8 protein-coding genes and 1 rRNA gene (1 of these 9 cut by a window edge) are annotated in these 11,985 nt (G+C 64.2%); 4 read left to right on the top strand and 5 right to left on the bottom strand.

What is annotated here, in order from left to right; genetic code table 11:
• A 16S ribosomal RNA gene (locus ACQR1Y_RS32100) occupies positions 1-1,240 on the bottom strand; it reaches 249 nt to the left of the window's first position.
• A gap of 811 nt (positions 1,241-2,051) precedes the next feature.
• Between ACQR1Y_RS32100 and ACQR1Y_RS32095 the strand changes: the two genes are divergently transcribed.
• Complete coding sequence (locus tag ACQR1Y_RS32095) at positions 2,052-4,109, top strand: peptidoglycan DD-metalloendopeptidase family protein (protein ID WP_434859882.1); 2,058 nt, start codon at positions 2,052-2,054, stop codon at positions 4,107-4,109.
• A gap of 97 nt (positions 4,110-4,206) precedes the next feature.
• Here ACQR1Y_RS32095 and clpB read toward each other — a convergent pair whose 3' ends face one another.
• Complete coding sequence (gene clpB, locus ACQR1Y_RS32090) at positions 4,207-6,846, bottom strand: ATP-dependent chaperone ClpB (RefSeq protein ID WP_434879596.1); 2,640 nt, start codon at positions 6,844-6,846, stop codon at positions 4,207-4,209.
• A 224-nt stretch (positions 6,847-7,070) separates the two neighbouring features.
• Between clpB and ACQR1Y_RS32085 the strand changes: the two genes are divergently transcribed.
• Positions 7,071-7,856 (top strand): MOSC domain-containing protein, encoded by a 786-nt coding sequence (locus ACQR1Y_RS32085; protein WP_434879597.1) that lies wholly within the window; start codon positions 7,071-7,073, stop codon positions 7,854-7,856.
• 332 nt (positions 7,857-8,188) lie between these two features.
• On the opposite strand, the gene ACQR1Y_RS32080 is transcribed toward ACQR1Y_RS32085, so the two are convergent.
• On the bottom strand, positions 8,189-8,836 hold the full coding sequence (locus ACQR1Y_RS32080) for a TIGR02594 family protein (protein ID WP_434879598.1): 648 nt from the start codon (positions 8,834-8,836) through the stop codon (positions 8,189-8,191).
• A 268-nt stretch (positions 8,837-9,104) separates the two neighbouring features.
• Between ACQR1Y_RS32080 and ACQR1Y_RS32075 the strand changes: the two genes are divergently transcribed.
• Both ACQR1Y_RS32075 and ACQR1Y_RS32070 read left to right on the top strand, forming a co-directional pair.
• A complete protein-coding gene (locus ACQR1Y_RS32075) occupies positions 9,105-9,968 on the top strand; it encodes an alpha/beta fold hydrolase (RefSeq protein ID WP_434879599.1) in 864 nt (287 codons plus the stop codon).
• Positions 9,969-10,607: 639 nt separating this feature from the next.
• On the top strand, positions 10,608-10,961 hold the full coding sequence (locus tag ACQR1Y_RS32070) for a DUF805 domain-containing protein (RefSeq protein ID WP_434879600.1): 354 nt from the start codon (positions 10,608-10,610) through the stop codon (positions 10,959-10,961).
• A 23-nt stretch (positions 10,962-10,984) separates the two neighbouring features.
• Here ACQR1Y_RS32070 and ACQR1Y_RS32065 read toward each other — a convergent pair whose 3' ends face one another.
• Positions 10,985-11,497, bottom strand: coding sequence for an AAA family ATPase (locus ACQR1Y_RS32065; RefSeq protein WP_434879601.1), 513 nt, complete (start codon positions 11,495-11,497; stop codon positions 10,985-10,987).
• A 38-nt stretch (positions 11,498-11,535) separates the two neighbouring features.
• On the bottom strand, positions 11,536-11,955 hold the full coding sequence (locus ACQR1Y_RS32060) for a secondary thiamine-phosphate synthase enzyme YjbQ (protein ID WP_434859876.1): 420 nt from the start codon (positions 11,953-11,955) through the stop codon (positions 11,536-11,538).
• Between the last annotated feature and the right edge of the window lie 30 nt (positions 11,956-11,985).

Raw genomic sequence — 11,985 nt, 5'->3', positions numbered from 1 at the left:
ACGGCTTTTTGAGATTTGCGAAGGGTCACCCCTTAGCTTCCCACTGTCACCGCCATTGTAGCACGTGTGTAGCCCAGCCCGTAAGGGCCATGAGGACTTGACGTCATCCCCACCTTCCTCGCGGCTTATCACCGGCAGTCTCCTTAGAGTGCTCAACTAAATGGTAGCAACTAAGGACGGGGGTTGCGCTCGTTGCGGGACTTAACCCAACATCTCACGACACGAGCTGACGACAGCCATGCAGCACCTGTGTTTCGGGCTCCGAAGAGAAGGTCACGTCTCTGCGACCGGTCCCAAACATGTCAAGGGCTGGTAAGGTTCTGCGCGTTGCGTCGAATTAAACCACATGCTCCACCGCTTGTGCGGGCCCCCGTCAATTCCTTTGAGTTTTAATCTTGCGACCGTACTCCCCAGGCGGAATGCTTAAAGCGTTAGCTGCGCCACTAGTGAGTAAACCCACTAACGGCTGGCATTCATCGTTTACGGCGTGGACTACCAGGGTATCTAATCCTGTTTGCTCCCCACGCTTTCGTGCCTCAGCGTCAGTATCGGGCCAGTGAGCCGCCTTCGCCACTGGTGTTCTTGCGAATATCTACGAATTTCACCTCTACACTCGCAGTTCCACTCACCTCTCCCGAACTCAAGATCTTCAGTATCAAAGGCAGTTCTGGAGTTGAGCTCCAGGATTTCACCCCTGACTTAAAGACCCGCCTACGCACCCTTTACGCCCAGTGATTCCGAGCAACGCTAGCCCCCTTCGTATTACCGCGGCTGCTGGCACGAAGTTAGCCGGGGCTTATTCTTGCGGTACCGTCATTATCTTCCCGCACAAAAGAGCTTTACAACCCTAGGGCCTTCATCACTCACGCGGCATGGCTGGATCAGGCTTGCGCCCATTGTCCAATATTCCCCACTGCTGCCTCCCGTAGGAGTTTGGGCCGTGTCTCAGTCCCAATGTGGCTGATCATCCTCTCAGACCAGCTACTGATCGTCGCCTTGGTGGGCCATTACCCCACCAACTAGCTAATCAGACGCGGGCCGATCTTTCGGCGATAAATCTTTCCCCGTAAGGGCTTATCCGGTATTAGCACAAGTTTCCCTGTGTTGTTCCGAACCAAAAGGTACGTTCCCACGCGTTACTCACCCGTCTGCCGCTGACATATTGCTATGCCCGCTCGACTTGCATGTGTTAAGCCTGCCGCCAGCGTTCGCTCTGAGCCAGGATCAAACTCTCAAGTTGAACTTGAAGCTTTGAACCGGCTGATCACAACGTTTGACGAGGTCCCACCAATCGATCCCGCGCTTCACAGCGCTAAGACCATGGTGTTACCTTTGAAACATTGTCCGCCGAAGTCTTCTCGTCCGATCTCAGAACCAAAAGCCGAAGCCCTCAATCCCGAGACCCGCAAGGACTCCGCCGTCCACGTTTCTCTTTCTTCATCTTCACTTGTCAAACAGCCCGGGACCTCAGTCCCACCCTCTCTTGGAGGGGTTCCGCAACCTTATTCGACGGCGATGTGCAACCGGGTTCTACCGGTTGTGCACCACTCAACGAAGTGAGGAGCAGTATTGGCGCGAATGCTCGCCTCGGTGTGTCCCGAAGCGGCGCCGCGCTCAGTGATCGGGTGTATAGGGGGAGCCGATCGGGGTGTCAACGACGAATTTCATGAAATCGTCGCATCGGGTGATTTTTTCCGTAGCCACCCGGATGCCCGATTTCTTGCGGACATCGTGCCCCACTTGGGCCACAATCCTGCGACGATTTGTTAAGCATCGACCTGAGCTGATTTGGCTCCAGCGGGGAGCGCCATCGGCTCACGGATGATCCAGATCAAGGAATTGGCGAGCCCTTCGCCCGATTCAGACGACCGAGACGACATCGAGAGATCCTGAAGAACAACAGCGGTTGGCGGTTTGCAGGGTTCGACACCCAAGAGCCTCGAACCGTCAGAGACGCGCCATCATTCCGAGCCGTTTGTCTTAGACGCTAACGCTACGCCAACCGGCAGCTGAGTGATCTCGGTGCTGACTTTGAACTTGGGGGACTGAGGTTGAACCATCGGACGTCACGCGGGGGGTATGGACGCGAGGTCGGCATGATCGATCTCGGTCATGAGCCGCCGCTATCGGTCGATGGCTCCGAAGCCGCGGTGATCGATCGCCGTCGCGTCTCCGTCCAATGGTTTTCCGGCACGATTCTGACGGGTCTGTGCGGCGCGGCTCTCATCGGCGGCGCCGTTTTTGCGTCGCTCGACGGCGAGATGACCTTTGCGCGCATGCCCGAACGGGTGGAGAGCGCGTTGCGCGGCGCGTTCGGCGCCAATGATCGCGTCGCCACCCTGCGCAAGAGCGATCGCCTGCCGCCGCCGAGCGAAGCGGCCGCCGCCCGCAACGTCGTGCGTATCTCCACCGTGACCCGCGCGGGGACGCGCGAGGTGATCCGGGTCCGTCCCTATGTACGGATCTCCGGCAACCTCTCGATGACCACGAGCGATCTGTCGGCGAAGATTCCTCCGTTCAACGCGCAGCGCCTGCTCAGCGACACCGACAACGACAAGACCGGCTCCGGCGAGGATCCCAACAATCCCGAGGCGGTCGAGCCCGACGCCGAGGTGTCATTCGTCACCAAGGACCTCGCGACCGTGCTGCCGAAGGCCAAGATCGCGGCCTCGGTGGCGCTCGACGAGATCGTCATGCGCGTGCGCGATGCGGCCAACTGGCGCGGCAACACCGGCGGCGTCCGCTATGCCTCGCTCGCCAACGCCGCGGCCGATGTCTCCGGCGCTGTCCAAGGTGGCGACATCAAGCTGTCCTATGCCAGCGACGGCAGCGCGCCGGACCCCTATGCCGGGTTCGAGACGCGGGTGGTTCCGGAAAACGTGACCCTGCTGCCCAAGACCAAGGACCAGATCACCGGCGGCAATCCGCTCGGCGAGCGCGTCCATCTGGTGAAAAAGGGCGATACGGTCGCGACGATTCTGCGCGACCAGGGCGCCACGCCCGACGAGGCCAAGGCGATCGCCGCTCAGCTCGGCGCCCGCGGCCGTGACGGCGGGCTGAAGGAAGGCGAGAAGCTGCGCATCCTGATGGCGCCGACCAGCCCTGCTCCCGGCGCCCGCCTGCAGCCCGTCCGCGTCGTCGTCGCCAACGACACCATGATCGAAGCCGTCGCGGCGCTGTCCGACCTCGGCCGCTACGTCGCCGTCGACGTGCAGAGCATGAATACGGTCACCGAGACCGCCGACAATACCAATGACGACGAGGATGACGGCACCGGCGTCCGCCTCTACCAGAGCATCTACGAGACGGCGATGCGCAACAAGGTGCCGGCGCCCGTCATCGAGGACATGATCCGGATCTATTCCTACGACGTCGACTTCCAGCGCAAGGTGCAGCCGGGCGATTCATTCGACGTGTTCTATGCCGGCGACGACGACGACAAGCCGGGCAACAACGACAAGACCGAGGTGCTGTTCGCCTCGCTCACGGTCGGCGGCGAGACCAAGAAATACTACCGGTTCCAGACGCCCGACGACAGCGTCGTCGACTATTACGACGAGACCGGCAAGAGCGCGAAGAAGTTCCTGGTCCGCAAGCCCGTCAACAACGCGATCATGCGCTCCGGCTTCGGCGGCCGCCGCCACCCGATCCTCGGCTATGTGAAGATGCACACCGGCGTCGACTGGGCCACCGCCTACGGCACGCCGATTTTCGCCTCCGGCAACGGCGTGCTCGAGAAGGTCGGCACCGAAGGCGGCTACGGCAAGTATATCCGCATCAAGCACAACAACGGCTACGAGACGGCCTACGGCCATCTGTCGGCGTTCGCCAAGGGCATGGAGCCCGGCAAGCGCGTGCGCCAGGGCCAGGTGATCGGCTTCGTCGGCTCGACCGGCATGTCGACCGGCCCGCACGTCCACTACGAAATCCTGGTCAACGGCCGCTTCGTCGACCCGATGCGCGTGAAGCTGCCGCGCGGCCGCTCGCTCGAAGGCCAGATCATGGCCTCCTTCGAGAAGGAGCGCGACCGCGTCGACCAGATGATGACCACCCGCGGCGCCGGCGCCTCGCGCATCTCCGATGCCGGACCGATCCAGGTGAACCGGTAGCCTCGCTCCCCGGTCGGCCCCGAACGCAAACGGCCCGCGCTGAGCGCGGGCCGTTGCCGTTTCCATGCTGGCCGTTTGAGTGCGGCGATCGCCGGGGTCAGTTCAGCTTGCGCTTCGGGATCGGAGCCTCGAACGTCGCGATCTCCGCGGTGCGATGCGCGCGGCCGTTGAAGGTCAGCACATTGCCTTCCGAGGAGATGGCGACCTTGTCGCCATCCTTGATGTCGCCGGCGAGAATCATCTCGGCGAGCGGATCCTGCACGCTGCGCTGGATCACCCGCTTCAGCGGACGCGCGCCATAGGCCGGGTCCCAGCCCTTGGCGGCGAGCCAATCGCGGGCATCATCGTCCAGCGAGAGCGTGATCTTGCGATCCTCCAAGAGCTTCTGGAGACGAGCGAACTGGATCTCGACGATCCGGCCCATCTCGCTCTTCTGCAAGCGGTGGAACAGGATGATCTCGTCGACGCGGTTGAGGAACTCGGGCCGGAAATGGCTCCGCACCGTGCCCATCACCAGCTCGCGCACCTCCGACGTATCCTCGCCCTCCGGCTGATTGACCAGGAACTCAGAGCCGAGGTTCGAGGTCATGATGATCAGCGTGTTGCGGAAGTCGACGGTGCGGCCCTGGCCATCGGTCAGGCGGCCGTCGTCGAGCACCTGCAAGAGCACGTTGAACACATCCGGATGCGCCTTCTCGATCTCGTCGAACAGCACGACCTGATACGGCCGGCGCCGCACGGCCTCGGTCAGCGCCCCGCCCTCGTCATAGCCGACATAGCCGGGAGGCGCGCCGATCAGCCGCGACACCGAGTGCTTCTCCATGTACTCGGACATGTCGAGGCGGACCATCGCGGTCTCGTCATCGAACAGATAGCCGGCGAGCGCCTTCGTCAGTTCGGTCTTGCCGACGCCGGTCGGGCCTAAGAACATGAACGAGCCCATCGGTCGGTGCGGATCCTGCAGGCCGGCGCGCGAACGGCGGACGGCGGTGGCGACCGCGTGCACGGCCTCGAACTGGCCGACCACGCGCTTGGCCAGGCTCTCCTCCATCTGCAAGAGCTTGTCCTTCTCGCCCTCGAGCATCTTGTCGACGGGCACGCCGGTCCAGCGCGAGACCACCTGCGCGATGTGGTTGGCGGTGACCGCCTCCTCCATCATCTCGCCGGCATTCTCCTTGGCCTCGATGTCGGCCAGCCGCTTCTCCAGCTCGGGGATGCGGCCATAGGCCAGCTCGCCCGCCTTCTGGTACTCGCCGCGGCGCTGCGCATTGGCGAGCTCGATGCGAAGCGCGTCCAGCTCGCTCTTGAGCTTCTGCGCGTTCGACAGCTTGTCCTTCTCGGCGCTCCACTTCGCGGTCAGCGACGCCGACTTCTCCTCGAGATCGGCGAGCTCCTTCTCCAGCGATTGCAGCCTCGTCTTGGAGCCGAGATCGCTCTCCTTCTTCAGTGCCTCCTGCTCGATCTTGAGCCGGATGATCTCGCGGTCGAGCGAGTCGAGCTCCTCGGGCTTGCTATCGACCTGCATCTTCAACCGCGCCGCCGCCTCGTCCATCAGGTCGATGGCCTTATCGGGGAGGAAGCGGTCGGTGATGTAGCGGTTCGACAGGGTGGCCGAGGCCACGAGCGCGGAATCGGTGATGCGCACGCCGTGATGCTGCTCGTATTTGTCCTTCAGCCCGCGCAGGATCGAGATGGTGTCCTCGACGGTCGGCTCGGTGACGTAGACCGGCTGGAACCGGCGGGCGAGGGCTGCGTCCTTCTCGACATGCTTCTGGTACTCGTCGAGCGTGGTCGCGCCGATGCAGTGCAATTCGCCGCGGGCGAGCGCGGGCTTCAAGAGGTTCGACGCATCCATCGCGCCGTCAGCCTTGCCGGCGCCGATCAGGGTGTGCATCTCGTCGATGAACAGCACGAAGGTGCCTTCGGCTGATGTGACCTCCTGCAGCACGGCCTTCAGCCGCTCCTCGAACTCGCCGCGATATTTGGCGCCGGCGATCAGCGCGCCCAGATCGAGCGACAGCAGCCGCTTGTCCTTCAGGCTCTCCGGCACGTCGCCATTGACGATGCGCAGGGCGAGGCCCTCGACGATCGCGGTCTTGCCGACGCCGGGCTCGCCGATCAGCACGGGATTGTTCTTGGTGCGCCGTGACAGAACCTGGATGGTGCGGCGGATTTCCTCGTCGCGCCCGATGACCGGATCGAGCTTGCCGTCGCGCGCCGCCTGGGTCAGGTCGCGGGCATATTTCTTCAGCGCATCATAGGCGTTCTCGGCGGTCGCCGAGTCGGCCGTGCGCCCCTTGCGCAAGCTCTCGATCGCGGCGTTGAGATTCTGTGCGGTCACGCCGCCCTTGGCGAGAATGCTTCCGGTCTCGCTGTTCTTGTCGAGCGCAAGCCCGAGCAGCAGCCGCTCGACCGTGACGAAGCTGTCGCCGGCTTTCTCGGCCGCCTTCTCCGCCGCGTCGAAGGCGCGCGCCAGTTCGGGCGAGAGATAGATCTGCCCGGCGCCGCTGCCTGACACTTTCGGCATCTTGCCGAGCGCGTCTTCCGTCGCCTTGAGGATCGCGCGCGAATTGCCGCCGGCGCGATCGATCAGACCGCCTGCGAGGCCTTCGCCATCGTCGAGCAGGACCTTCAGAAGATGCAGCGGCGAGAACTGCTGATGTCCGTCGCGCACCGCCAGCGACTGCGCCGATTGAATGAAGCCCCGCGCGCGCTCGGTATATTTGTCGATATTCATGATGTTTCCCTCAGCCTGCTGTGACGCCCCGAAGGCACGGTTCCAGCATCTTCATTGGGTTTCGATGGGCACACGTTGACGTCCGTCAACGCCGCAACCCGTGACGTCGCCGGCCTGTGGCCCGGCTTGACACGAAATGTGGGAAGGCCTGCCGAAAACGGAAGAGGTCGTTTCACAAATTCGTGTGCCCTGGCCGGCAGGTAAGGAATCTCCTATGAGGCGGCATGACCCAGATCCCTTCCACGCGCATCACCGGCCTGTACCGCTACCCGGTCAAGGGCCTTACCCCGGAACCGCTCCAGGCGGCGCCCTTGCGGGTCGGCGAGACCCTGCCGGCCGACCGGCGCTACGCGCTGGAGAACGGCCCGACCGGCTTCGATCCGGCGGCGCCGGTGTGGAAGCCGAAGACGGCCTATCTGATGCTGATGCGGAACGAGCGCCTGGCGGGGTTCAAGACCCATTTCGAGGACGCGACCAACATCCTCACCATCCGCAAGGACGGCGCGATCGTCGCGCAAGCCGATCTCGAAAGCGCCGAAGGACGCGCCGCCATCGAGGCGTTCTTCGCGCGCGAGTTCGCCGATGAGCTGCGCGGCCCGGCCAAGCTGCTGTCCGGCGGCGGCTACGCCTTCACCGATCTGGCGCGCAAGGTCGTCTCGATCATCAACCTCGCCTCGGTCACCGAGATCGAAAAGCTGGTCAGCGCGACCGTGCATCCGCTGCGCTTCCGCGCCAACATCTACGTCACCGGCTGGCCGGCCTGGTCCGAGACGTCGCTGCTCGGCGAGACTCTGCGGATCGGATCGGCGCGGCTGAAGGTCGTCAAGACCACCACCCGCTGCGCCGCCGTCAACGTCGATCCCGACACCGCCGCGCGCGACCTCGACATCCCGCCCGCGCTGATGCAGGCCCGCGGCAACAACGAATGTGGCATCTACGCCGAGGTCATCGAAGCCGGCGACATCGCGGTCGGCGATGAGCTCGCGGTCGAGCAGCCGCGGCTGGTGTGAGTTCAGATTTTTCCGCGCGTCATTGCGAGGAGCCGCAGGCGACGAAGCAATCCCGTCATGCGGCCCTGGATTGCTTCGCTTCGCCGCTTCGCTCGCAATGACGGTGTGAGCGAAGCTAGGCGATATCTCACCGCGCTGACGGTGCGCCCCCTCTCCCGCTTGCGGGGGAGGGCTGGGGTGGGGGCGCCCCACGGGAAGTCGTCGTGGGGAGAGAGGCCCCCACCCGCATCGCAACTTCGATGCGATGCGACCTCCCCCGCACGCGGGGGAGGCGCAGACCGGGCGAGCCGTATCAGCTCACCCCATCAGTTTGAGGTCGCTTGCCGAACCTCTCAGTTCGGCATCACATACGCATACACGCGGCCACGCGAGACCGCCGTCTCACGGACGCGGTTGCCGTTGTTGCCGGAGATGACGATCGGATTGCCCTGGGCATCGACGCCCGAGACGACGCCGACGTGACCGCCGCCGCGGCGGCTCATCACGGCGATGGCGCCGACCTGCGGGCCGGAGACGCGCTGGCCATAGCTCGCGAACGAGCGCGCCATGTCCGAGCCGGTGCCGCGATGGCCGGTGCGCTCCAGCACCATGTTCATGAAGCGCGCGCACCACAGGCTGCGCCGTCCCGTCGGATTGCCGCCGCCGATGTAGCTGCGCGCCGCCGAGACGACGCTGCTGCCGCCGCCGAAACCGCCGGACATGCCCTCGGACGCCGTTCCCGGCATCATCAGGCTGGCCTGCGCGTCGGCGACGCCGGTGACCTGCATCCTCGCCACGCCGCGCTCCCAGCGCGACATCCGGGCCGTACGACGGTGATGATGATGTTTCGTGTAGTGATGCCCGCCATGGCTGCGGTGGGCGTGATGCCCCGAGCCGTGATGCGGACGGGCTTGAGCCGGTGTTGCAGTGGCGGCAATCACAGCCGCTCCCATGGTGAGCGCAACGACGTGAAGCGACCGGCGAAGGGTAGACACAACCATACTCGTTCCTTCTGTTACTTCCCCCGAGGACCTGACTTTGGCCCCCTGACCTGCACCCCCGTGTCCTCAGCCCGGCTCCGTTCGAGCCGCCAGCGGGGTCCGTAAAAAGTCGGGATGTGACGAAACCATGACCATGGATGGCGAAAAAGTGGCGACGAAAGGGTGATTCCGCGCTTATTGTGCGGCCAAAATCGCACCAGGATACGCTGCGTTGTCGCGCACAGCGCGATCAGTCATGATCGGGCACGCGACACGGGAGGAGCTGACGATGCCCTACGCCACGGCGAGAGACGGCGTTCGCCTGTATTTTGAAGAGGTCGGCGCCGGCACGCCGCTCATCTTCCTGCATGAGTTCGCAGCCGACCACACCAATTGGGAGCCGCAGCTGCGCTTCTTCGCGCGCCGCCACCGCTGCATCGCCTACTCTGCCCGCGGCTATACGCCCTCGGACGTGCCGGCGTCGCCCGACGTCTACAGCTACGTGCATTTCCATACCGACGCGCTGGCCGTGCTCGATCACCTCGGCCTTGACAGCGCGCACTTCGTCGGCCTGTCGATGGGCTCCTATTCGTCGCTGCAGGTGGCGCTGAACGCGCCGGATCGCATCCGCTCCATGGTGCTGGCTGGGGTCGGCTCCGGTTCGGACCTCGCGCAGCTCGACGCCTTCCGCGCCCAGTGCCGTGCCACCGCCGAGCAGTTCGAGACGCTTGGCTCAGCCGAGACCGCCAAGGTCACGCGCGAGGCCCCCGGCCGCATCCCCTTCCTGGTCAAGGACCCGCGCGGCCACGCCGACTTCTACGCCGCCCTGGCCCGCCATGACGCCAAAGGCTCGGCCAACACCATGCGCGGCTTCCAAGGCGCGAGGCCCTCGATCTACACGATGGCGGACGCCATCCGCCGCGTGACCACGCCGGCCCTGATCATCTGCGGCGACGAGGACGACGCCTGCATCGAACCGAGCCTATTCCTGAAGCGGCACCTGCCGGCGTCGGGTCTGGCGGTCTTTCCGAAGTCGGGGCATGTATTGAACCTGGAGGAGCCGGCGCTGTTCAACGAGGCCGTGGAGCGTTTCATCGCGCTGGTGGAGGCCGGGCGATGGGAGCCGCGCGATCCGCGGTCGGTGGCGGGCTGATCCAAGGAGGTCTCCGTAGGTCGATTGGTGCCACCGTCGCCTGTGGCCGCCTCCTCCGTCATCGCGAGCGTAGCGAAGCGATCCAGGGGCCACACGGAAGGACGTCACGCCTAGCCCCTGGATTGCTTCGTCGCTTGCGCTCCTCGCAATGACGTCCGGGCGAAGCTGGCCGCACCACCACAGCTGTCATCGCCCGGCTTGACCGGGCGATCCAGTATTCCAACATGGCAGCAGCTGACCCGAGAGGCCGCGGCGTACTGGATGCCCGCCTGCGCGGGCATGACGCGAAGGCTGTTGCTCCCTCCTCCGTCATCGCGAGCGCAGCGAAGCGATCCAGGGGCCACACGGAAGGACTTCATGCGGAGCCCTGGATTGCTTCGTCGCTTGCGCTCCTCGCAATGACGACCGTGGCGAAGCTGGCCGCAACACCACAGCTGTCTTCGCCCGGTTTGGCCGGGCGATCCAGTATCCGAGATCGCTGCGTGACGGAATGCCCGCCTGCGAGGCGATGGAGCGGTTCATCGCCCTGGCGGAGGCCGGCCGGTGGGGCCGCACGATCCGCAGTCGATGGCGGGGTAGCGGCGTTGCTCTTCTCTTCGCGCTCTGCGATAAATTATAGGCGACGGCTGCTGAAGCGCGATGCGATTGCTGCGGTTCCTGTTTTCATTCGACGGACGAGTCAGCCGATCAGCGTACTGGCTCGGCTTCGTCCTGCCGCTCGCATTCGCGTTCTTTGTGGTGATCGTGGTTGCGCCGCCGTTCGCATTCAATAATGCCGTCCTTGGCCTCTTTCTGCTGGCCCTGTGGCCGGCCCTTGCGATCGGCGCAAAGCGCTGCCACGATCGAGGTCGCTCGGGTTGGTATCAGCTTATCGGCCTTGTGCCGTTCGTGGGACCGATCCTGCTCCTCATCGAACTCGGATGTCGTCGCGGCACCGATGGGTCCGAGCCTCTTGTCGTCGCACAAGAGGTCGACCGCGGTCGCACACAGTAACCGCCAGACCAGCAACACACGTCTCACCACTGCTCGACATGGGCTTTGACAGCATCCACCATCTGCGCGAGCGAGTGGGTCGCGGTATCGAGCACGAGATGCGCGCGGTCCCATGGCTCATAGTGCCGGTTGACGATCTCATCCCAGGTGGGATGTCGCAGCCCGGAACGATCAGGCGAACGGTTTTCCGCCCGCTGTCGGTGCAGGACCGTATCGCTGCAGACCAGCTCGATCTCGACCAGCCGTGCTGACTGGCTCTCTGCGATCTCTCGCCATCCCTCGCGGCTCGCCCGCACCGGATTGACGCAATCGACGACGGTGGTCCGGCCGAGCTTCAGATTATCTGCGGCCAATTCGGCGGCGATGACGTAGCCAAGTGCGCCCACCTCTCGACCTGCTGCGCGCAACGCCTGCTCGATCGTGTCGATACGGATATGGATTGCCCCGAGCCTGATCGTCAGCTCTCGGGCCACTGTCGTCTTCCCGGTAGCGGGCAGCCCTCCGAACACGATCAAGATTGGCGAAATGCTCTCCATGCGTCATGCTCGAACAAGAGGTCGGGATTTGCAATTCCCTACTCCCCGATGATCTTGATCAGCGCCCGCTTGCGCCGGCCGCCGTCGAACTCGCCGTAGAAGATCTGCTCCCACGGACCGAAGTCGAGCTTGCCTTGCGTGATCGCCACCACGACCTCGCGACCCATCACCTGCCGCTTCATATGCGCATCGGCATTGTCCTCGCCGGTGCGGTTGTGGCGATAACCGGAGACCGGCTCGTGCGGTGCGAGCTTCTCGAGCCACTGCTCGTAGTCGTGATGCAGCCCGCTCTCATCGTCATTGATGAAGACCGACGCGGTGATGTGCATGGCATTGACCAGCACCAGCCCCTCGCGCACGCCGCTTTCCTTCAAGGCCGCCTCGACATCCCCGGTGATGTTGATGAAGGCGCGCCGGCCGGGCGTCTGGAACCAGAGTTCCTTGCGGAAGGATTTCATCGCGATCGATCCTGTCAGTTAGCCATGTCC

Origin of the sequence: Bradyrhizobium sp. HKCCYLRH3099 (assembly GCF_051167855.1) — a bacterium.
Taxonomy (GTDB): Bacteria; Pseudomonadota; Alphaproteobacteria; order Rhizobiales; family Xanthobacteraceae; genus Bradyrhizobium.
Note: the sequence above shows the minus strand (reverse complement) of the source record. Positions and strands in the feature narration are given on the sequence as shown.

Coding starts and splice junctions, on each gene's coding strand:
- ACQR1Y_RS32070 (WP_434879600.1), top strand. CDS start 10,608: ATGCGATTGCTGCGGTTCCTGTTTTCATTCGACGGACGAGTCAGCCGA.
- ACQR1Y_RS32085 (WP_434879597.1), top strand. CDS start 7,071: ATGACCCAGATCCCTTCCACGCGCATCACCGGCCTGTACCGCTACCCG.
- ACQR1Y_RS32075 (WP_434879599.1), top strand. CDS start 9,105: ATGCCCTACGCCACGGCGAGAGACGGCGTTCGCCTGTATTTTGAAGAG.
- ACQR1Y_RS32065 (WP_434879601.1), bottom strand. CDS start 11,497: ATGGAGAGCATTTCGCCAATCTTGATCGTGTTCGGAGGGCTGCCCGCT.
- ACQR1Y_RS32060 (WP_434859876.1), bottom strand. CDS start 11,955: ATGAAATCCTTCCGCAAGGAACTCTGGTTCCAGACGCCCGGCCGGCGC.
- clpB (WP_434879596.1), bottom strand. CDS start 6,846: ATGAATATCGACAAATATACCGAGCGCGCGCGGGGCTTCATTCAATCG.
- ACQR1Y_RS32080 (WP_434879598.1), bottom strand. CDS start 8,836: ATGGTTGTGTCTACCCTTCGCCGGTCGCTTCACGTCGTTGCGCTCACC.